Raw genomic sequence first — 20,354 nt, 5'->3', positions numbered from 1 at the left:
AGAGATGAGCTACCACATCAGCTTCGAAGACGACTCGAAGGGTGTCCTCGGCGAATTCGCGGTCGCCTCGGTATCCCAACGCCATGCGCAACTTAATGCCACCCATAAGACCCAAGCGGCCGTCAAATCGGTGATGCCCAGCCTGCCTTGGTCGATGGGCTCGCCCCGCTTTCGCGGCACGGCCGCGCAGTACTTCGTCTGAAAAATCGCCCAGCACACCGGTTCCGTTCCTCCGCATATCACACTGCCGAAGCGAACGGGCCAGCTCACGAACGCCTTGATTCTCGTAGCGATCGCGCTAGACCTGAAGTCTAGGTCGTATCGCCGCGCACGCCCTCATTCCAAAAGGACGAATATGGAAAGCACGATCGAAAGTCAAAAAATCGACGCTGAAATCGAGAGGCTCCGCGCCGACAGCCGCAAACTCGAAGCAGAAACCTTCAAGCTCTCCGCCGAAATGCTGAAGCTTGCCGCCGAGTCATGTAAGTTGAACCGGCAAACGCGGTGGCTGCCCATGATCGAGGGCGCCGGGCTGGTCGCCATTACGCTCACCTTCGCGAAGCTCTTTCTTCGCTGAATCGCGTCGACGAACCCGCCAGGTGGCAAGGTTTTCTGTTTCCACCCGCGCAAACCGAGAATCCAACTCAAAGGGCAACCGTGCATTGCGCACGGTTGCCCTTGTCCTTTTCCGGCAGCTTCGTACGGGCTATTACCGCCGAATGATCGGGCTATCGCTCGAATCGGATGCCTTCGGATGAACGAGACCGACGATGGCCGCGCCCACATCGTAGCGGTCGGCATCGAAATGTGACACACCCACGCTATTGCTACTCGAAGTCGGTATCATCTGGCCGCTCCGTTAATGAATTATTTTTCAGCCTGACGACACCTACGAATACGCCGCCAGGCCCGGCTTTAATGGCCGTCACCGCAGGGCATTCGCAAATAAAAAAAGCGGTTTTCGGACAATAAGCATTCCTTTTTGGCGCTGAATTTTTTTTAAGCTAAGCAATTGCTAGCCTTTTTCGTGTGCTATCGGTCGAGTTCCAAGCAACTCGCCGCCGCGCTTACGTCACATTTGCAATAAATCCCACTATATCGATCGCTACGCGGAGTTATTTATGCGGTGGTTCACTCGGTTGCTTGCCGCGGTGGCGGCTTGCGCGTCGCTATCCGTTTGCGCACTCGCAACAGCCGCGCCAAGCTCGGCTCGCTCGTTCGTCGATCTGGATTCCGCTCCCCGCGCAACCGTCGCGCAGCCGCTCGCCAAAGGTGCCCGGCCGTTCGACGCGCCGGCGAATTGCAGCGGCCCCGGCTACGTCGCCTACGGATCGAATCCCATCACCCTGACCGCCGGCTACTCGGCTTACACCATCTATAACCCCGCAACGGACGCCTACGATCAAGTCAACGTCCGCGCCTACAACGGCTGCCCCACGGGACCGACGATCAACGTCTATCCCGGACAAACGCTGAAAGTACAACTCAACAATACGTTGCCGGCCGAATCGGCCACGACGTGCCCGCCCAACGCACCCCACGATAGTCCGCACTGCTTTAACACGGTGAACTTGCATCTGCATGGGATGCACGTCTCGCCATCGGGCAATGCCGACAACGTATTCATGAGCATCGGGCCGGGCAACTCCGCCAATTACGCCTATCCCATTCCGGCCAATCACCCGGCCGGGACGTTCTGGTATCACTCTCACCATCACGGCTCGACAGCGATCGACGTCGCGAGCGGCATGGAAGGCGTACTCATCGTTCGCGGTCGGCGGACGGCGGCCAATCGCGCGGCGAACGGCGGCGTCGCCGACATCGACACGATCCTGCACGATCGTTCGGGCACGCCATTCCCCGAGCACGTCTTCCTGTTCCAGCAAATCGAATACGGCTGCTTCGCCGATGCGCAAGCCACTGCGCCACTCGCCGATCCGGTGACGTTCGCTTGGGTCTGTCCGTCGGGCAGCGTCGGCGAGCTACGCAACTACACGAACCAGTTGAACTTCGTGGCCGATCCGCGCCCGGGGCATACGGGTCAAAAGAATTCGACCTGGGCGATCTCAGGGCGCTACACGCAGATCAACGGTGTCGTGCAGCCCATGTTTCCGACTGCCACCACGTTCTTGCCGGCGGGACAAATTCAGCGCTGGCGCCTCGTGCACGGCGGCGATCGGGATACGATCAACTTGAAAATCGTACAAGCGAACCTGGCGGTGGTGGGCGGCCCAAGCAATGCCGCGGCAAGCACGACCGCCATCGATAGCGCCGCACGGGCCGCGCGTGCGCTCTTGGCCGGCCCGCATACCCGCGCGCAAACCGCGACGACGCTCGATCAACTCTGCGGCGGCGAAGTGGTGAAGCAAGTCGAGATCGCCGACGACGGCTTGACCCGCAGCAGCATGATCGAAGAAGACGTCGATACGCTGAATCCCGGCTATCGCCGCGACGTGCTCGTCGCCTTTCCGCAGCCGGGCTTGTATTGCGTGCTCGACGAAGCCGCGGACGCCGCGTCGACGATCGCCTATCAATCGGGCGCAGACAAGGTCAAGGATCGCCGGTTGCTGGCCTTCGTGCGCGTGGGCGCCGGCAGCAACGTGCCCGACTACACGCCCGACGGCGTCGGCCATTCGAAGTACTGGCAATACGTGCGCAATTCGCTCGTCGACGCGAACGGCGATCTGCCGGCCGACGTTCTCGCCAATCTCCGTACGCTCGACACGCATGTGTACGCACCGGAGCAGCCGCTCGCCGGTCCGATCAACAAACAAGTGCCGATGCTGATGAACGTCGCCGTCGCGAACGGCAAACCTCAATTCGTCATGAACGCGCAGTTGTACGATCCGGCGCGGATCGACTACACGGCGGTGCTGGGCACGACGGACGAATGGCGCATCACGGCGGGCGGCAACGGCGCGCACGTGTTCCACATCCACGTGAATCCGTTCGAGATCGTCGACGTGCTCAATACGCACGGCGTCTCGATCTACGATTCGAGCGGCAATTGCACGGCGGCGGAGCGCGGCACCGGCGACCCGGAGTACTGCACGCTGCGCGGCGTCTTTCTCGATACGATATTCATCAAACCGGGCTATACGATCGTCATGCGTACGCAGTACCAGGATTTCACAGGCGAATTCGTCATGCACTGCCATGTGCTCGATCACGAAGACGCCGGCATGATGGCGAACGTCGCGATCGTTTCGCCCACGACGGCGCTTATCTCGCACCTGACGGCGCCGCTTGTGCGCGCCAAAGCGGACGTCGACGCTTTCGTCGACACGCTGCGCTACGGCAAGCAACGCTCCGCCCAGCTTGCCTTCACCGCGCCGATATGCGGTGTCGGCAACGCGCAGGCGATCGCGGCGAAGTGAAGGCGCCGCTCAAGCCGCCCATGTCGTCGAGCGGCATCGTGAATCGCACATATCCTGCATGTGATTTGGCCGATGGTATTCGCAGGTCCCGTCGCTATATGCTGTCGCTCATATGCCTAGCCGAGCCCAGCCGCATAGGCCGAGAGCGTCCCGCGGCGCGAGGAAGTGGAGAATCCGATGAACAATTCCGACGAGCAATTCGGCGAACGCCTGCATCCCGCGCGCGACATCGCACTCGAAGCGGGGTCTTGCTGCGAACCGTCGGTGACGTTCGCGCCCTTGACCGACCGCGAATTCGCAGTCTTGGATTGGCTGAAGGAAGGCAAGACGAACTGGGAGATCGGCGCGATCCTCGACATTAGCGAGCGGACGGTCAAATTCCACGTCGCCAACATTCGCGAGAAGCTGAAAGCGTCCAGCCGCAGCCACGTGGTCGCCCTCGCCTACTCGCACAACTTGGTCAAGCGCTGATCGCGTCCAGCGTGCCGGCGTCCTTCGTTTCTTCGATCGCGCGCATGAAATGACGTAGCCCTGCGGTTTGCGCGTGCGCACGCCAAAGCAGGTGAATATCCACGGTGAGCGGCAGCCAATCGATGCGCTTGAACACTACGCCGGGCGGGCTCATCCGCTGCATGCTCGATTGCATGACCGCCGCGCCGAGCCGCGCGCTGACGAGGCCGAGCGTCGTCGAAACGTGCGCCACTTCGAATTGAATATCGGGCGTGAAGCCCGATGCCGCGCACGCCGCCAGAAAGCGCTCGCGCGCAGCGGGATTGATGGCTTTGGGCAGCGCGATCCACGGCATGCCGTCCAGATCGCTCGGGGCGATCGCATCCATTGCCGCCAGCGGGTGATCGTCTGCGAGCGCAAGCACGAACGGCTCGCTGGTCAGCAAACGGCTCGTCAGCGATTCGGTCGGCTTGGGCAAGTTGTAGACGAAAGCGACATCGATCAGCGAGCGTTCGAGCGCCTCGATCTGCTCGCCGGAGCGCATCGCCGCCAGCTTCAGATTGACCCGCGGATGCGCCGCCCGGAAATGACGTAGCGCTGCCGGGAGCCGCCCGTTGTGGATGATCCCCTCGCAATAGCCCACCGACAACGAACACGCTTCGCCCTTCCCGATCTGTCGCGCGCGTTCTTCGACACGCTCCGCGCGGCTCAACAAATCCCGCGCTTGTTCGAGGAAATCACGTCCTGCCGGCGTCAGCCGCACACGCTGCTTGATGCGTTCGAAAAGTTGCAGACCGAGATGATCTTCGAGCTGCCGGATCTGACGTGACAACGGCGACTGCGAAATATGCAGCCGCTCGGCGGCCCGCGCCACGTGCTCCGTTTCGGCCACCGCCACGAAGTACCTCAATTGTTGAAGTTCCATGTGGTTATGTCCTTTTTCGCATCAACTATGATCTATTAAGTCTTGGACGGCATTATATCCAGTCGCTAAGCTTCGGTCTTGTGATTCCCGCGATGTCCACACAAGACCCATGGAAACGACCGTCATGAACCCGCCTCGCCGCGCCATCCCCCAAGGGGTGCTGCTCGTCACGCTCGTGTTGCTAAGCGCGAGCGGACTCGTCGCGTCCGATATCAATTTGCCCGGCATGCCGCTCGCCGCACGAGCGTTCGGCACGCCGATCTCGGCGCTGCAACACACGTTCAGCGTCTACATCATTGGACTCGCGCTCGCCCAGGCGCTCTACGGTCCGCTCTCCGACGCCTACGGCCGGCGCCGTCTGGTCATCGGCGGAATGCTGCTCTATGCAGCCGCGTCGGTGGGCTGCGCGCTGGCACCGAACGTCACGACATTCGGACTTGCGCGAATCGTTCAGGCGCTCGGCGCGGGCGCGGGGATGGTCATCGGCCGCGCGATCGTCAGCGACATCTTCGATGCGAAGAAAGCCGCCCACACGTTCACGACGATCATGCCGATCGTCGGCGCCTCACCGGCGCTCTCGCCGCTCATCGGTGGCTACATTACGACCTACGTTTCTTGGCGCGCGCCGTTTATGTTCACGGCCGCGCTCGGCATTGCCGCCGCCGTGCTGCTGGCGCTCTATATCCCGGAGACGGTGCCCAAGGCGAATCGTCATAGCAATATCGCACGCACCTTCCGCAGCTATCCGATGCTGTTGGTCCAGCCGCGGTTCTGGTCGTACGCACTCAATCTATGCGTGGGCTACGCGGTGTATCTCGGCTATCTCGCGGCCTCGCCCGTGCTGCTGGTCGGCATGGGCCTGTCGACGAAGACGATCAGCTATTGCTACATGAGCTTGTCGGTGACCTATATCGTCGGCAATTTGACGTCGCGCCATTTCGCGAAAACCTACGGCATCGATCGGCTCATCGGCGTGGGGCTCGCCATTCTCGCCGTCGGCGCGGCATGCTTGATCGGCGCCAGTTTCGCGCCGGCCACGCCGTTGCCGATGATTCTCGCGATCTCGGTCGTCACGCTCGCGAACGGCTTCATCCTCCCGCTATCGTTCGCCGGCGGCGTCACGAGCTTTCCCGACAGCGCCGGCGCCGCATCCGGGCTCATGGGCGCGCTGCACATGATCGCGGGCTCGCTCGCCATCTACCTCGTCGCAGCCCTGCCCGGTACCGTCGCGGCGCTCGCGGCATTCGTCACGGTCGTCGCGGCGATCGGATGCGTGGCGTTTCCGGTCTTGCTGCGCTCACGTGGTTGGACCAATCTGCGCGCGACGGTCAGCTAACCCGCCCGCGTTCGTTTACCTTGCCGCGCACGAAGTCGATGTGAGTCTGCATCGCCGTGCGCGCCTCCTCCGGGCGACGCGCGCAGATCGCGTCGCACAGCGTGCGATGCTGCAAGAGCAGTAGCTCGGACGCGTCCTCGCCCTGTTCGCGCAGGCCCGTTCCGTTGATCGCGATATGCTCGCGCAGTACGCTGAGCACACCGGCGTGCAGATGCAGAAACATGGCGTTGTGCGAAGCTTTCGCGATCGCCTCGTGCAGCTTCGCATCGGCCTGCGCTTCGCCCGCCTTATCGTCGTCGCGCCGAGCCTTCTCGAGGGCGCGCATCAGCGCCTCGATCGTTTTGATCTCGTCTTTGGTCGCCCGCATCGCCGCGAAGTAGGCTGTCGCCCCTTCCAATACTCGGCGAAACTCCAAGATGTCGTCGCGCAGCGCCGGATGGTCGGCCACGAGCTCGCCCCAGGGCGACGCCACGCCGGTGCGCAACCGGTCGGTCACGTAGACGCCCGCCCCCGGCCGGCTATGCACGAGCCCACGCGCGGCCAACCGCTGAATGGCCTCGCGAACCGTGTTGCGCGAGACGCCGTAGCGCTCGGCCAGGACACGCTCGGCCGGCAGGCGCGCGCCCGCCGCGAACGTTCCGTCGAGCAACGACGTCTCCAATTCGCGCATCGTGGCCTGCACGCGCGATCGGTCCCCCATGGTCTGCTTCATCCGTCTCTCCTTGGATCGACCGCCGTCAGGCGGCCGATCCATCGCGCTGGTCCAACCAATTTGTGGCCACTCGCGATTGCGGCAATTATGCGCCCAATGCCGTCGTCGAAAAACGGCTTTGGAGAGAGACATGCCGAATCGGCACTACCCGCCCCGTCGGCCCACGGATGTATATCTGTTCGCCACCTGCCTCGTCGACCTGTTCGTTCCGCAAGCGGGACTCGACGCCGTTCGCCTGCTCGAACGAGAAGGGCTGACCGTGCACTTTCCGAAAGCCCAAAGCTGCTGCGGTCAACCCGCGTACAGCAGCGGCAATCCCGAGCACGCCCGCGCCGTGGCGCGCGCCCAACTGGATCTGTTTCGCGAACCCTGGCCCATCGTCGTTCCTTCGGGGTCCTGCGCAGGGATGATGCGGCATCACTGGCCGCAACTGTTCAAAGGCGATAGCGCGGACGAAGCGAAGGCACGGCAACTGGCCGAGCGCGTCTTCGAACTCGCCGAATTTCTCGTCCACGTGCTCGAGGTCGATTTCACCGATGCGGTCGACGCGGCCTTGCACAGCGGGCAGAAAGAAACGGAACGCGTGGTCTTGCACACGTCGTGCGCCGCGCGCCGCGAGATGGGCACGCGCGAACACGGCGTCGCGCTAATCGACGCGCTCCCGGGCGTCACGCGAGTCGAACACGAGCGCGAAGCGGAATGCTGCGGCTTCGGCGGCACCTTCTCGCTCAAGCATCCCGACATCTCCGGCGCTATGGTGCGCGACAAAGTCGCTTCGGCATGCGCCACGGGGTGCGAACGACTCGTGACGGCGGACTGCGGCTGCATGCTCAACATCGGTCATGCCGCCGAGCACGAGGGTGCGCCGCTCGCGGTCGAGCATCTGGCCAGCTTCCTCTGGCGGCGCACAGGCGCAGACGCACGGCCTGCGTACGACGCCAAGGCTCAAGCGGCAAAGCGCGCGTCGCACGGCGCCGAACCGGTGACCGCGCTCGCGGCCTTGAAGACGGAGGGCTGCTAAGCATGCTCACCTCTCGCGAACGCATCCTAGGAAAACTGCGAGCCGCCGGCGCCCGCGCACCGACGCTCGACACGGCCTCAATGGATCACCGCATCGACCTCCATTACGCGACTTGGCGCCCGCTGGCCGAGGCGACGCACGAGCAACGCATCGATGCCTTCGAGCGAGCGCTCATCGCCGCGCACGCCGAAGTCTGGCGAGCGAGTGCGGCGACATGGGTCGCCGAGATGGCCCGCCGCATCGCCGATGCCGGCGTAAGCCGATTGTTGCTCGATACGCAGCGGGCCGAAGGCGCCGCGCTGGCCGCTGCCCTGCCCGACACCGTGGAGCCGCTCCCATTCGCACAGCCGATCGAAACCTGGAAGCGCGAACTCTTCGATACGGTCGAAGCAGGATTCACCGTGGCGCGCTCCGGTATCGCGGCCACGGGCACGCTCGTCATCGAACCCGACCGCGGCTCGCCGCGTACGATGTCGCTCGCGCCGCCGCTACACATCGCGCTCGTGCATGCCGACACGCTGCACCGCGACTTGCACGAAGCCGCCCGCGCGGAGCGCTGGCGCGAAGGTATGCCAACGAACCTTGCACTCGTCTCCGGGCCGTCGAAGACATCCGACATCCAGCAAACGCTCGCCTACGGTGCGCATGGCCCGCGCAGGTTGTGGGTCGTGATCGTGACGGACGAAGGCAAGACCAGCACGGCCACGCCGACGGAGCAGCGTCGATGAGCACCCAGCCGCTTCATTTCGTTCCGACGAACGACTTCAAAACGCGCGCGCGCGCCGCGCTCGACGATCAAGCGCTGCGCGCGAGCTTTCGCGGCGCGATGACGTTCTTGCAAGACAAGCGCACCGCGCAGTTTCCCGATACCGATGAACGCGAGGCGTTACGCGACCTCGGGCAAGCGATTCGCCAAGACGCGCTCGCGCGTCTGCCCGAGTTGCTGACGCAGCTCGAAGAGAACCTCGTCGCGGCGGGTGCGCATGTCCATTGGGCTGCGACGGCCGATGAAGCGAATGCCATCATCTTGAAGATCGCGCAAACGCACGAGGCGAAGCGCATCATCAAAGGCAAGTCGATGGCGAGCGAGGAGATCGAGCTCAATCATTTTCTGGCCGAGCACGGCGTGACCTGCACCGAGTCCGACCTCGGCGAATTCATCGTCCAATTGGCGGATGAAAAGCCCTCGCATATCGTCATGCCCGCTATTCACAAAACGAAGCGGGACATCGCGCGCTTGTTCGAAGCGCACATCGACGATGCCGAGTACACGGAAGACGTCGACGCGCTGATTCAAACGGGGCGGCGCGCGCTGCGCCATGCGTTCGTCGACGCCGACATCGGCCTATCCGGTGCGAACTTCGCGGCAGCGGACACCGGCACGCTATGGCTCGTCGAAAACGAAGGCAACGGCCGGCTTTCGACTTCGGTGCCCGACGTCCACATCGCGATCGTCGGCATCGAGAAAGTGGTGGCCAAGCTGGAACACATCGTGCCGCTCGCGAGCCTGCTCACGCGCTCGGCGACCGGCCAAGCGATCACCACTTACTTCAATCTCATCTCCGGGCCGCGCCGCGCGGGCGAGCTCGACGGACCGCGCGAGATGCACGTGGTGCTGCTCGACAATGGGCGCACGCAGGCCTACGCGGACGAAGAGTTGCGCGCGACGCTGCAATGCATCCGCTGCGGCGCATGTATGAATCACTGCCCCGTCTATACGCGCATCGGCGGCCACGCCTACGGCACGACCTATCCCGGTCCGATCGGCAAGATCATCTCGCCGCACCTGCTCGGTCTCGACGCGACGGCCGATCTACCGACCGCTTCGTCGCTATGCGGCGCTTGCGGAGAAGTCTGTCCCGTGCGCATCCCGATCCCGCAATTGCTGATCCGCCTGCGCACCGAAGCGAATCGCGCACCCGACGATGCGGTGGAACATCCGCTGCGTGGCCAAGGCGCGAACTACACGCGCCGCGAGCATATCGTCTGGCGGTTCTGGCGCGGCGCATTCGCTCATCCGCGCGCTTATCGCGTCTTTCGTTGGGCAGCGACCCGGCTCGCCGCATTCGCCCCCTCGCGGCAGATGGGATGGACCGACCACCGAACGCCGCTCAAACCCGCCCCGCGCAGCTTGGCCGACATGCTGCGCGAACGCGGCCAACCCGAATAAACGACCCGCGCGGGCAACGTCCGCAAGCAGGCTGAATCACGTTCAGGCCGCGCGCCATGCGACGCGGCCGAGCACCGTATTGTTTTTGCATCAACGGAGGAGACCGACATGCAGATTTGGAGCCAAACCTACACACCGCTTGGCAGCCTAGGGCTATCGTCCCTAGCCGCCGCCATCCCGATCGTTTTTTACTTCGCGGCGCTCACCGTACTGAAGATCAAAGGTCATCTCGCAGCCGCAATCACGCTTGCGCTCGCGCTCGCCGTTGCCATCGCGGCCTACGGCATGCCGGCGACGATGGCATTCACGGCAGCGGGCTACGGCTTCGCCTATGGCTTGTGGCCTATCGCATGGATCATCGTCACGGCCGTGTTCCTCTACAAGATCGTCGTGAAGACGGGCCAATTCGAGATCATTCGCGCATCGGTGCTTTCGATCACCGACGATCGACGGCTGCAAATGCTGTTGATCGGTTTCTCGTTCGGTGCGTTTCTCGAAGGGGCCGCGGGCTTCGGCGCCCCGGTCGCCATCACGGCGGCGCTGCTGGTAGGCCTCGGCTTCAGCCCGCTATACGCAGCAGGTCTGTGCCTCATCGCGAACACCGCGCCCGTCGCGTTCGGCGCCATGGGCATTCCGATCATCGTGGCGGGACAGGTGACCGGACTCGACGCGTTCCATGTGGGCGCGATGGCCGGGCGGCAATTGCCGCTGCTCTCGCTGTTCGTCCCGTTCTGGCTTGTGTTCATCATGGACGGCGTGCGCGGCGTCAAACAGACATGGCCTGCCGCGCTCGTCGCCGGCGGCAGCTTCGCACTCACGCAATACTTCACCTCGAACCACATCGGACCCGAGTTGCCCGACATCGCGTCGGCGCTCGTCAGCCTCGTCGCACTGACCGCATTCCTCAAGGTCTGGCAGCCTCGAAGCGCGGCCCAAGCGGCCATGACGGCGAGCGGCGGCGGCGCCGCAGCGCTCTCGGGTTTCGGCGGTGCGCCGGGCGCGGCGCGCCTCGCCAATACGAGCCGGCAAGCGTCGCCGTACACGGGCGCTCAGACGCTGCGTGCGTGGGCGCCCTTCGGCCTGCTCACGATCGTCGTCACGATCTGGAGTCTCCCTTCGTTCAAGGCCTTGTTCGGCGCCCACGGCGCGCTCGCGGGGACCGTTTTCTCGCTGCATGTGCCCGGTCTCGATCGACTCGTACTCAAGGCGGCGCCCATCGTGAGCACGCCCAAAGCGTTGGACGCCGTGTTCAAGCTCGATCTGATCTCGGCCGTCGGCACGGCGATCTTGCTGACCGCCCTGATCTCGGCCGTGCTGCTTCGCGTTCGTCCGAGCGTCGCCGCGCGCACGTTCGTCGAAACGCTCGCCGAACTGCGCCGCCCCATCCTCTCGATCGGCCTCGTGCTGGCGTTCGCCTTCGTCGAGAACTACTCGGGGATGTCCTCCACGTTGGCGCTGCTGCTCGCCGGCACCGGCGCCGCGTTCCCGCTCTTCTCGCCGCTGCTCGGCTGGCTCGGCGTCTTTCTCACGGGCTCCGATACGTCGTCCAATGCGCTGTTTTGCTCGCTGCAACATACGACGGCCCATCAAATCGGCGTGTCCGACACACTGCTCGTCGCGGCCAATACGACAGGCGGCGTGACCGGCAAAATGATCTCGCCGCAGTCGATTGCCGTCGCCTGCGCGGCGACGGGGCTCGTCGGCCAAGAAGCCTCGCTGTTCCGCTTCACGTTGCGCCATAGTCTGTTCTTCGCGGCCGTGGTCGGCATCATGACGCTCGTGCAGGCCTATTGGCTGACGGGTATGCTCGTCAACTGACGCCACGTCCCATCGCGTGCGCCGTCAAGCGCGCCGGCCTCGGCCGGCGTGCAACGCACATCAGTCCCAACCGCGTTCAACCTCGCTCGACACGACCGTGCATTGCAGACCCTGCGCGCTGCCTGCCCGGTCGATCGCGCTTTCCAACTGAGCGAACGCATAAGCTGCGATATCGACGCTGTCGAGCGACAATTGCCCCGATGCCACGAGCGCGACGAGCGCCAAGTAATCGGCACGGGTGTACATGAAGTTGCCGATCAGCTCCCAGTTGTTGATCAGCATCTCGCCGTACGGGATCGGCAGCGGCACCTCCATGCTGCCCATCAACACGAGCCGGCCGTTGCGGCGCAAGCTACGCAGCGCCGCCAGCGTCGCGTCCGCATCGCTGGCATGGCCCACCATATCGAATGCGAGATCCGCGCCGCCGCCCGCTGCCTCGCGGATCGCCGCGACATCGCCCGCCGCATCGCCCGTCAACACGACGGATTTGACGCGGCCGCGCCCCAGCTCGACGAGCGGTGCCAGCGCTTGCGCTCGGCGGCCCGCCGCGACGACTCGGCTCGCACCGAGCGCCAATGCAGCCACAACCGCGGCCGAACCGAAGTAGCCGCCGGCGCCGTTGACGACCACCGTCTCGCCGGCCGTCAACCGCCCGCGGCGCAAGCCGCCGAACGGCACGGAGAACTTGCCCAGCGAGGCGAGCCGCGTCGAACTCATCGTCTCGAGACCATCGAGTGCGACGAGCGTCGATACGGGAAACTCGGCGAGTTCGCGTAGCGTGCCGTGCGGAAAATCGGCGAGCATCGGCGCACTGCCGGCGCTGATACCCGTCAACCCGATCAACACTTGCTCGGGCTCGCCGACGGTTTCGTCCGCGCGCCAATAGGGGTTGACCGCCACACGCTGCCCTTTTCGGAATCCGAACACGCCTTCGCCTACGGCCTCGATCCGGCCGACGCCGTTCGTGCCCGGCGAGAACGGCCCGGGTGGGAACGCATACGGCAGCTTGCCTTCGAGATAAGCGCGCGTATAGCTGAGCAGCGGCACCGCCTCCATCCGCAGCAACACCGCGCCGCGACGCGGCTCAGGCACGGGTTCGTCGCACAGGGCCAGCGGCTTGCCGGGTTCGTCGAGCATCCAGGCTTTCATCGTCGTTACCTCCGTTGAGTTCTTCATGTCGATCGAGATCGGATGGTTGAACTGTAGCGACGCCCGACGTATTCTTGAAATCAATTAATAGAATTCGACCCATCAATATGATTGATCTCCGGGGTATCGATCTCAATCTGCTCGTATCGCTCGACGCGTTGCTCGAAGAATCGAATGTCACACGTGCCGCCGAGCGGCTGCATTTGACGCAGCCGGCCGTCTCGACGCAATTAGCTCGTCTGCGGCAGATCTTCGGCGACCCACTCTTGATCCCGGCGCCGAGCGGTCGAGGGATGACGCGCAGCGTCCGTGCGACGGAGCTGATGGCGCCGCTCAAAGCCGCACTGACGCAACTCGAAGCCGTGGTGCGCCGGCAACCGTCGTTCGATCCCATGACCGATACGCGCCGCTTCACGATCGCCGGCAGCGACCAAGCAGTGGCCGTGCTCGGCTTCCGGTTGATGCAGTCGTGGGCGGACCGCGCAGGCCCGAATGTGCAGCTCGCCTTCGTGGCGTCGGAGCATTCGAGCAGCCTCGAGCGATTCGAGCGTGGCGAGATCGATCTATTGATCGGTTCCGAGCGTGGGGTGCCCGCATGGGCCAAAGCGCGCAAACTCTACGACGAACGATTCGTCTTCGTGCAGCGCAAGCGCCACCCGCGCGGGGCGACGGCGCCGGATTTAGACGCCTATTGCGCGCTCGATCACGTGCTCGTCTCGACGAGCGGCGGCAGTTTCTTCGGATTTATGGATGAGCACCTGGAGGCGATGGGACGCGCGCGCCGCGTCGCGCTTTCGGTTCAGCATTTCACCGCCGTGCCGGATTTGGTAGCGCTTAGCGATTACGTCGCCACGTTGCCGTCTCGGCTCGTCACGCGCTACCGCGACAAGCTCGACGTATTCGATCTGCCGTTCGACGCGCGCGGTTTTTCGATGTTCGCGGCGTGGCACCCGCGCAGCCACCTCGATCCCGCGAGCCTATGGCTGCGCGAAACGCTCGTCGATGTGGCCGAGCATTGGCCGCGGTGACAGATGCTGGTATCAGCGTTCGGACGAACGCAGCAACGCGACGGCGGCCAGCCCCAACGCGATACCCGCATATACGCGCGTCATCGAACGCGGCCCGAGGTGGGCCTCAAAGCCAGGCGTAAGCCGCTTGGGCACGAGGTGATAGTCGACGACGTAGGCGGTGGCTGCCGTCCCCGCGGCTGCCGCGAGCAAGGCAGCCGGATGCTTGCGCGGTGCGCGCGGGGCGATACGCTCGAAAAGAAGCGCCCAGAAAATTGCCGCCGCTTGATGGATACCCAGCCCGAATAACGTATGACGGACACTGAAGCCTTGCTCGCGCGGCGCCCGCTCGGGCCACACGCAATGCGTGACCGCGTTGAGCGGCGCACATGCCGTAGCGCCTTCTTGGCGCGCGCAATAGGCTGCCGCTCCGGCCGCGCACAGCCCAGCCACCGTCCCTGACGCCGCCGCCCGCCGCAAATCGAGCGCGCCCCGAGCGGCCGCCGCACCACGCTTGCCGATCTTCAGTAAGCTCAATGGTCTGCTCATAGGAACCTCACTTGTCGCCGCGTTCGATTTCCTGCGCATTCGTCATCGCAGACTCCGTAGTCGAAACATCGCTTTATCGACCAAGCATCGAGTGTGCCTATGCGGGCGAATCGGCAGCCCGGTCCTCGCTCGATGCTTTTCGGCCTACTGCTATGTCGAGGAGGAACAAACCCGCCGGGCTCGAGCGCACAGTCTATCGAGCGCAAAGTCGACAAACCGATCTCCACATTCACAGGCAAACCGAGTTCGGCTTAGCGCCGAGGGCGGACAGCGTTTCTCGCCACCTTGGACGGCGATCAAATCGATATCGATGCCGTCCATTGCGGCATCGTCGCGGCAAAGCCTGCCGCAAGTCCCGCTTGCCGAACGACCGTCAATGTAGCTAGCGACTCTTGCGTACCCGTCTCTATCCACCGCGCACCGTGCTCGATCAACTGTGCATGGTGCTCGATCCATGCGTAGGGCTCGCGCTCGGCCAACGCTCGCAGACTCTGCGCATGTCGCAGCGCCTGCGCCGGCTGCTTCGCCGACAACGCCAGCTCCGCCGCCGCGACATGAAAACGCAATGCGTTATGTGCCAAGCATCGTTGCGCCAAAAGTTCGGCCCCTTTGGCGAGCGCCAGCTCGCGCAGCACGGGATCGGGGGCAATCGAAGCGATCGTGCCTTGCACCCAAGCGCCCACATAGCGATGCAAACGCAATCGATCGACGAGCGCCGCGGCTTGCATGATCAAGCGCCACGCCTGCGCGCCGTCGCCTCGACGGCGCGCCAATCGAGCCGATACTTCCAGCAGCATCGGCTCGAAGCGGCTCGTGCCGATTTGCCGCGCGAGTATCAGCGCGCGGTCGGCCGCCGCTTGCGCCTGCTCGTCTCGTCCCACATCGCTTAGTGCCCAAACGGCGGCGAGCCGGGCGAACACCTCGGCTCGGCGGTTGCCGATACGCTCGCTCCGTACCGCGGCCTCTTCGCAGTCGGTCAATGCCGACTCGTACAGACCCAGGTACGAGGCCGTCGACCCGCGTGCCGCAAGATTGCCTGCCGCCATATCGCTCGCGCCGCCGCTTTCGCAACGAAGAATGCATTGGTCGTAAAGGGCGTGGGCTCGCGACATCCGGCCCTGTGCATAGTAGGAGTCGGCGATGCCGCTTAGCGCCTGCACTTCGCTCGATGCGTGGCGCGCCCGCCTCGCGTGGCGCAACGCCTGGCGGTGCAATTGCCGGCACAGCACATAATCGCCCTGCGGAAAACGAATGCTCCCGCGCAAATGCAGCAAGCGCGCCAATTCGACGTCGGCGCCGATCGCTTGCGCAAGCGGCAGCGTCTTTTCGAGCAGCGTCTCCTCGTCGTCGAGCCGGTCGAGCGCGTTGAGCACCGGGGCCAGGCCAAGCACAGCCTCGATCTGCGCCGCAGGCGAGACGGCCAGATCGAGCGCTTCGACAAACCATTCGCATGCCTCGCTCATCCGCCCAAGGCCGGTGCAAGCCTGCCCTCGCAAGAACGCAAGCGCTTGACGTTCCACCGTGTGCGTCGCGCGCCCCTCGCATAGCAAGCCAAGATCGAAGGCTTGCGCATAGTGATAGCCCGCGAGCTTCTCGCGCATGGCCGCCAAGAGCGCAGGACATGCGCGTAGATCGCCGGCTCGCGCCAAATGCTGAGCATAGAGCGCGCGATCGGTCTGAGCATAAAGCTCGGCAATCGTGCGATGCAACCGCTTGCGCGCGTCGGCCGGGATGCTTTCGTACACGCCCTGCATGACGAGATCGTGTACGAAGCCGTACGTCCCCGCATCGATCTCTTTAACCATCATCTGCCGGATCTCTTGCTCGGGGACGTAGTCCCTATCGCCCAATGCGACACGCAACGAGGCGAGATCGAAGCGGTGCCCCAGCACCGACGCATGCCGCAGGGCATTGCGCGCCGCCGGAGCAAGCCGATCGACACGCGTCTGGACCAGATGGCGCAAGCTATCGGGAAATTCGCTCTCGTGGTTGGCCAGCAATTGCGTGAGGTAAAGCGGATTGCCCTGCGCCCGCTCGATGCACGCGGCGCGGTATCCGGGATCGACGCCGCTGAAGTGCGCCGCCAAGGCGACCGCTTCGCGCGGCCTCAGCGGTGCGACATCGAGCACGCTCAACGCCGCGGCAAAGTTGGGCCGGATCGCGGCGTCGAGCGGATCGCCCTCGGGACGCGATGTCAGCACCCAGACGATGGGCGCGTCGCTTGTCGCGGCCATCGATCGAGCCAGGAGCGCCACGGTCGGGGCGTCCGCCCAATGCAAATCTTCGATGGCAATCAGCAGCGGCTTATCGATTGCTCGCCTCAACATGAGATGGCAGATCGCCGCCTGCAATTGGTCGACACGTTCGCGATCGGTCATCGCCGCATAGCGGGCTTGTTGCGCCGAATCGCCCGGCGCCGCCCCGAGCAAAGCCAGCAGGAAAACGTGCAACGGCTCAGGCAGCGCCCATTCGCGGAATGCACGGGCCGCCGCCGAGGCGATGCTCGCACTCCCGGCGGCCAGCTCGACACCTGCCGGCACGCCCGCGAGACTGCACACCACCTGAGCTAACAACGTCGCGCCGTTATCGATGCCGAAGTCATGAAACTCCCCGCCGTGGCACGCGAACCCTTGGCTCAGCGCCATCGCCCGGAATGTCTCCACCAGCCGCGTCTTGCCGATCCCGGCCATGCCGCGGACATACACGACGTGACTGTCCTGGCATTCCAGTACCGCATCGAGCACGGCGTCGAACTGAAGCACTTCGATCGATCTTCCCGCAAGCCCGCGGGCACTCGTCTGGCCTTGCTCGCGTATGCGCAAACAGGCCCGGTATCGCGGCGCATCTCGCTGCGCTTCGGCAAATTCAAACCAACGCGACAACTGGTCGACAAGCGCTTGCCCCACATACACGGCCGCCTCGTCCGATGGCGCGCCGAACCGCTCGTGCGGCACCGGGCCATCCACGTCATCGGCCCACCGCTGCAACTCGAGCACGGCCGGCCGCTCGCCGCCGATCCATTGCGAACGCAGCAGCGTCATTGCGCACATCAGCGCCCGCCGGCTATCGCTGCCGTAAGCTTGAGACATGCCGAAGTATGCGGCCACATAGCGGTCGTGCCGAGCCTGCCCGCCGAATTGACGAATCAGCGAGAAGACTTGCTCGACCGGTATCTCGGCACGAGGGGCGAACCGCAACACCACGACATAACGAATGACTTCTTCGGGCGCAATGCCAAGAGCGTTCGGGACAGGCGAAACCGATTCGATTTCCGGCGTATGCCGAACAGCCTTCGCACCGGCTTGGCCGATCAGCGTATCGATTTCCACCCCGAACATGTTTGCCAAATGCCGGGCGGTGCGATACAGAACGGGCTTCCCCGTTTCAGCCCGCTTGATCGACGCGACCGAGACGCACAGATGCCGATCCAGGCACGCATAGGCGAGCGTTTCCTGGCTGTGTCCCTGAGTTTTACGCAGGCTTTTCAGCACCCCGGGATCGAGCAGTACACGACCGTCGTGCACGGCGAAATCGGTTTCGCGCATCGCTAAATGGAATTGAAAGAATGCGCGGCAATTCACGGACGACCGACGTGACGCGCAAATCGGTATTGTACTGCGCGCCTTTTATGCATCGGCGGCGGCCATTACACAGTGTGAATATGCACGCGCCGAGAACACCGCCTGAGCTGATACCGAACTGATACTGCCGCCGATTCGAGAGCCTCTTAGACTGATCTCGCTGTTCCCAATCCCGCAACCGGAGACCGCGCATTGCGGGTTTTTTTAAAACCACGACGGGGAATACCATGAACGATCGCGCTCTCGCCGCACTAGCAAATGAGCAACAGCTCGATGCGGTAGGCGGAATCAATTTGCTGGGTACCGGGCTGGGCCAACGAAGCTGGGCCACCGCACCGACCGACGAAAACCATGTCTTGGATCCTTTGATCGACGAGGTAGAAAAGGTTATCGACGGCACGACGTACCGCATGGGACGCCGTGTGTTGCTGACACAGGTCCCAGACAGCATGCAGAGCACCTTTAGCTTCGAGTCGACGGCCGAATTCAATCACAAGAGCACGGTGCAGGCCAACGCAAAGGGCAGCTACGGCGCCTTCAGCGGTGGATTTTCCACGACGTTTTCTCGCGATACGTCCATCCTCAACACGCACTACGCCGCGATATGCAATGAGTTCAAACAACTCTGGAGCGTGAAGCTCGAGGTTGAGGAACGCAATTTCTCCGCGGGATTCAAGACGGCGCTGGGCGAATTGCCCAAACTGTCGGACGATCTTGCCAACGTCGAACAATACGTTCCATTTTTCAAGACCTTCGGAACCGATGTCGTCACCAAGGTGGTAGTGGGCGGAAATGCGACGTTTTCGATGATGGTCGACAAGTCGTCCTTCAGCTCGAAAACCGATTTGGAAGCGACTGTTTCGGCCTCGTATATGACGTTTGTCACGAGCGCCTCGACATCGATCACCGACGAAGAGAAAAGAACGGCCAAAACGTTGAATGCCAAGATCCGTTCGTCGGGCGGAACGGAGGCGATCCATTTCGATCCGATCAACCCTGCGAGTTGCTACGCGGATTACGAGAAGTGGAGAAAGAGCCTATCGAAGGCGCCGCGCGTCGTGGATGTCGAGCTCAAGCCGATTCAAGACTGCGTTCCGCAAGCGCACTACGTCACCCAGCACGACGCGATCGAAAAGGCGCGCAAATGGTACATGGGCTTCGAAGCGAAAATCACAGCCAATTGGCAAAGTTCGACGATCTCCGTGCAGGAAATGTCGGCGAGCGCCGCACAAGCTGAAAACGACACGAGCGACGCACCGGCGTTGCATATCGTGATCGTCGGGAAAAACCGGGCACGCCGCGTCGACAAGCGGCTTTATGCGCCCGAGCGCGGCGCCGACAAGGCCGCTTTCGCCGCCTTTTGGAAGGAAGCAACGCAGATGCTGGCCGGCGTCACCGATCGGCATGAAATGGTGCTGCTCGCCACCGAGCGTTGGCCCCGCGATGCACGCTTTTACCCCTCGGCCGATATGCAAGCGCAATTGCTCGTCCACGGCGCAAACCAGCAAACGTTGAATCGCTGGCACAAACTCGTTCGCAACATGCAACCGTGCAGCATCGCCGGGCTGACCTACGTGCTGGCGGGACGCGGGATGTCGTCGGCAGACTCCACGGATTTCGTGGTGGCCGGCTTCGGCACGCCGAATCAACCCAACATTTCGCCTACCGTCCAGGTGACGGCGCGCATCGTGGCCGATAGCAAATCGAAGAGCCTAGTGCTCGTCACCCAAGTAGTGCAGGAGACCAATACCAAGCTGCAAACGATCTGCAACGTCGATGGCGACCGGCTCGCGCTGGCGGCATCCGATTCGGGCGACAAGACGCAGATCGAAATGATCAAGGCCGGGCATCGAACGAACGACGGCGACACCTATCTCGGGCAATACTGGTATTTCCTTCGATTTTCTCGCTATGACGACCTCCAGAATACGCACATTCTGATCAACTTCGAAACGGGCGCCTGCTTGCAGGGGTTCAACAACGAAAGCCGGTGCATGCTATTCCCCTATGGCGACGATGGCCGTTTCCAGCAAGACGATGTGCTTTGGGATGTTCGCGGCAACGCAGAGCACACGCATTTTGAACTCGTGCATTACCACGGTCATCATAAAGACCTCGTCCAAATCGGAAACACGGCGTCGGTCCGGCGATGGATGGAACCCTTCATGCTCTGGTCGCTAAAGCGCCACGACAGATTCCACTGGCAAGAGAAATAACCTATCAGGTAGTGTGTTGCACGATCGAAGCGCGGCGCCGCCG

At 63.4% G+C, this 20,354-nt stretch carries 17 protein-coding genes; 11 read left to right on the top strand and 6 right to left on the bottom strand.

The window, feature by feature from the left end:
* Window positions 1–4: 4 nt before the first annotated feature.
* Together AB1286_RS16080 and AB1286_RS16075 are read left to right on the top strand one after the other, a co-directional pair.
* Window positions 5–202 (top strand): hypothetical protein, encoded by a 198-nt coding sequence (locus tag AB1286_RS16080; protein ID WP_430364200.1) that lies wholly within the window; start codon window positions 5–7, stop codon window positions 200–202.
* Window positions 203–355: 153 nt separating this feature from the next.
* Complete coding sequence (locus AB1286_RS16075; RefSeq protein WP_430364199.1) at window positions 356–577, top strand: hypothetical protein; 222 nt, start codon at window positions 356–358, stop codon at window positions 575–577.
* Window positions 578–709: 132 nt separating this feature from the next.
* Here the strand turns inward: AB1286_RS16075 and AB1286_RS16070 are convergent, their stop codons facing one another.
* A complete protein-coding gene (locus AB1286_RS16070; RefSeq protein ID WP_430364198.1) occupies window positions 710–847 on the bottom strand; it encodes a hypothetical protein in 138 nt (45 codons plus the stop codon).
* A gap of 274 nt (window positions 848–1,121) precedes the next feature.
* On the opposite strand from AB1286_RS16070, the gene AB1286_RS16065 reads away from it, so the two are divergent.
* Window positions 1,122–3,377 (top strand): multicopper oxidase family protein, encoded by a 2,256-nt coding sequence (locus AB1286_RS16065; protein ID WP_430364197.1) that lies wholly within the window; start codon window positions 1,122–1,124, stop codon window positions 3,375–3,377.
* 177 nt (window positions 3,378–3,554) lie between these two features.
* Complete coding sequence (locus tag AB1286_RS16060; RefSeq protein ID WP_430364196.1) at window positions 3,555–3,848, top strand: response regulator transcription factor; 294 nt, start codon at window positions 3,555–3,557, stop codon at window positions 3,846–3,848.
* Here the strand turns inward: AB1286_RS16060 and AB1286_RS16055 are convergent.
* Window positions 3,838–4,752, bottom strand: coding sequence for a LysR substrate-binding domain-containing protein (locus tag AB1286_RS16055; RefSeq protein WP_430364195.1), 915 nt, complete (start codon window positions 4,750–4,752; stop codon window positions 3,838–3,840). The genes AB1286_RS16060 and AB1286_RS16055 overlap by 11 nt on opposite strands.
* Before the next feature lie 124 nt (window positions 4,753–4,876).
* Here AB1286_RS16055 and AB1286_RS16050 point away from each other — a divergent pair, with 124 nt between their 5' ends.
* Window positions 4,877–6,088: a multidrug effflux MFS transporter gene (locus AB1286_RS16050; protein WP_430364194.1), complete on the top strand. Its 1,212-nt coding sequence runs from the start codon at window positions 4,877–4,879 to the stop codon at window positions 6,086–6,088.
* Here the strand turns inward: AB1286_RS16050 and AB1286_RS16045 are convergent.
* Complete coding sequence (locus AB1286_RS16045; protein WP_430364193.1) at window positions 6,081–6,800, bottom strand: FadR/GntR family transcriptional regulator; 720 nt, start codon at window positions 6,798–6,800, stop codon at window positions 6,081–6,083. The genes AB1286_RS16050 and AB1286_RS16045 overlap by 8 nt on opposite strands.
* Before the next feature lie 130 nt (window positions 6,801–6,930).
* Between AB1286_RS16045 and AB1286_RS16040 the strand changes: the two genes are divergently transcribed.
* The 4 genes from AB1286_RS16040 to AB1286_RS16025 all read left to right on the top strand — a co-directional run bounded on the left by AB1286_RS16040 (window position 6,931) and on the right by AB1286_RS16025 (window position 11,809).
* Window positions 6,931–7,821 carry a (Fe-S)-binding protein gene (locus AB1286_RS16040; protein ID WP_430364192.1) on the top strand — a complete coding sequence of 297 codons (891 nt, stop codon included), beginning with the start codon at window positions 6,931–6,933 and terminating at the stop codon, window positions 7,819–7,821.
* A gap of 2 nt (window positions 7,822–7,823) precedes the next feature.
* Window positions 7,824–8,549, top strand: a complete 726-nt coding sequence (locus tag AB1286_RS16035; RefSeq protein ID WP_430364191.1) for a LutC/YkgG family protein — start codon at window positions 7,824–7,826, stop codon at window positions 8,547–8,549.
* Window positions 8,546–9,991 (top strand): LutB/LldF family L-lactate oxidation iron-sulfur protein, encoded by a 1,446-nt coding sequence (locus AB1286_RS16030; RefSeq protein WP_430364190.1) that lies wholly within the window; start codon window positions 8,546–8,548, stop codon window positions 9,989–9,991. The genes AB1286_RS16035 and AB1286_RS16030 overlap by 4 nt, the downstream gene beginning before the upstream one ends.
* A gap of 108 nt (window positions 9,992–10,099) precedes the next feature.
* A complete protein-coding gene (locus tag AB1286_RS16025) occupies window positions 10,100–11,809 on the top strand; it encodes a lactate permease LctP family transporter (protein WP_430364189.1) in 1,710 nt (569 codons plus the stop codon).
* A 60-nt stretch (window positions 11,810–11,869) separates the two neighbouring features.
* Here the strand turns inward: AB1286_RS16025 and AB1286_RS16020 are convergent, their stop codons facing one another.
* Entirely contained in the window at window positions 11,870–12,958 is a 1,089-nt protein-coding gene (locus AB1286_RS16020; protein WP_430364188.1) for a zinc-binding dehydrogenase, read from the bottom strand.
* 107 nt (window positions 12,959–13,065) lie between these two features.
* Here AB1286_RS16020 and AB1286_RS16015 point away from each other — a divergent pair, with 107 nt between their 5' ends.
* Window positions 13,066–13,986 (top strand): LysR family transcriptional regulator, encoded by a 921-nt coding sequence (locus tag AB1286_RS16015; protein ID WP_430364187.1) that lies wholly within the window; start codon window positions 13,066–13,068, stop codon window positions 13,984–13,986.
* Between the two features lie 12 nt (window positions 13,987–13,998).
* Here AB1286_RS16015 and AB1286_RS16010 read toward each other — a convergent pair whose 3' ends face one another.
* The gene (locus AB1286_RS16010) at window positions 13,999–14,514 is read right to left on the bottom strand and encodes a hypothetical protein (protein WP_430364186.1); all 516 of its coding nucleotides are present in this window, start codon (window positions 14,512–14,514) and stop codon (window positions 13,999–14,001) included.
* 296 nt (window positions 14,515–14,810) lie between these two features.
* Window positions 14,811–18,059 (bottom strand): ATP-binding protein, encoded by a 3,249-nt coding sequence (locus AB1286_RS16005; RefSeq protein WP_430364185.1) that lies wholly within the window; start codon window positions 18,057–18,059, stop codon window positions 14,811–14,813.
* 263 nt (window positions 18,060–18,322) lie between these two features.
* On the opposite strand from AB1286_RS16005, the gene AB1286_RS16000 reads away from it, so the two are divergent.
* Window positions 18,323–20,311, top strand: coding sequence for an MAC/perforin domain-containing protein (locus AB1286_RS16000; protein ID WP_430364184.1), 1,989 nt, complete (start codon window positions 18,323–18,325; stop codon window positions 20,309–20,311).
* Window positions 20,312–20,354: the final 43 nt, after the last annotated feature.

Source organism: Trinickia sp. NRRL B-1857 (assembly GCF_050470685.1).
In the GTDB taxonomy this organism is placed as follows: Bacteria; Pseudomonadota; Gammaproteobacteria; order Burkholderiales; family Burkholderiaceae; genus Trinickia.
This window is presented reverse-complemented; position numbering and strand designations above follow the sequence as displayed.

Bases quoted from the DNA above. Each gene is read 5' to 3' on its own strand.
- AB1286_RS16030 (WP_430364190.1), top strand. From the start codon at position 8,546: ATGAGCACCCAGCCGCTTCATTTCGTTCCGACGAACGACTTCAAAACG.
- AB1286_RS16020 (WP_430364188.1), bottom strand. From the start codon at position 12,958: ATGAAAGCCTGGATGCTCGACGAACCCGGCAAGCCGCTGGCCCTGTGC.
- AB1286_RS16010 (WP_430364186.1), bottom strand. From the start codon at position 14,514: ATGAGCAGACCATTGAGCTTACTGAAGATCGGCAAGCGTGGTGCGGCG.
- AB1286_RS16015 (WP_430364187.1), top strand. From the start codon at position 13,066: ATGATTGATCTCCGGGGTATCGATCTCAATCTGCTCGTATCGCTCGAC.
- AB1286_RS16035 (WP_430364191.1), top strand. From the start codon at position 7,824: ATGCTCACCTCTCGCGAACGCATCCTAGGAAAACTGCGAGCCGCCGGC.
- AB1286_RS16045 (WP_430364193.1), bottom strand. From the start codon at position 6,800: ATGAAGCAGACCATGGGGGACCGATCGCGCGTGCAGGCCACGATGCGC.
- AB1286_RS16000 (WP_430364184.1), top strand. From the start codon at position 18,323: ATGAACGATCGCGCTCTCGCCGCACTAGCAAATGAGCAACAGCTCGAT.
- AB1286_RS16060 (WP_430364196.1), top strand. From the start codon at position 3,555: ATGAACAATTCCGACGAGCAATTCGGCGAACGCCTGCATCCCGCGCGC.
- AB1286_RS16065 (WP_430364197.1), top strand. From the start codon at position 1,122: ATGCGGTGGTTCACTCGGTTGCTTGCCGCGGTGGCGGCTTGCGCGTCG.
- AB1286_RS16050 (WP_430364194.1), top strand. From the start codon at position 4,877: ATGAACCCGCCTCGCCGCGCCATCCCCCAAGGGGTGCTGCTCGTCACG.
- AB1286_RS16005 (WP_430364185.1), bottom strand. From the start codon at position 18,059: ATGCGCGAAACCGATTTCGCCGTGCACGACGGTCGTGTACTGCTCGAT.
- AB1286_RS16055 (WP_430364195.1), bottom strand. From the start codon at position 4,752: ATGGAACTTCAACAATTGAGGTACTTCGTGGCGGTGGCCGAAACGGAG.
- AB1286_RS16080 (WP_430364200.1), top strand. From the start codon at position 5: ATGAGCTACCACATCAGCTTCGAAGACGACTCGAAGGGTGTCCTCGGC.
- AB1286_RS16025 (WP_430364189.1), top strand. From the start codon at position 10,100: ATGCAGATTTGGAGCCAAACCTACACACCGCTTGGCAGCCTAGGGCTA.
- AB1286_RS16075 (WP_430364199.1), top strand. From the start codon at position 356: ATGGAAAGCACGATCGAAAGTCAAAAAATCGACGCTGAAATCGAGAGG.
- AB1286_RS16040 (WP_430364192.1), top strand. From the start codon at position 6,931: ATGCCGAATCGGCACTACCCGCCCCGTCGGCCCACGGATGTATATCTG.
- AB1286_RS16070 (WP_430364198.1), bottom strand. From the start codon at position 847: ATGATACCGACTTCGAGTAGCAATAGCGTGGGTGTGTCACATTTCGAT.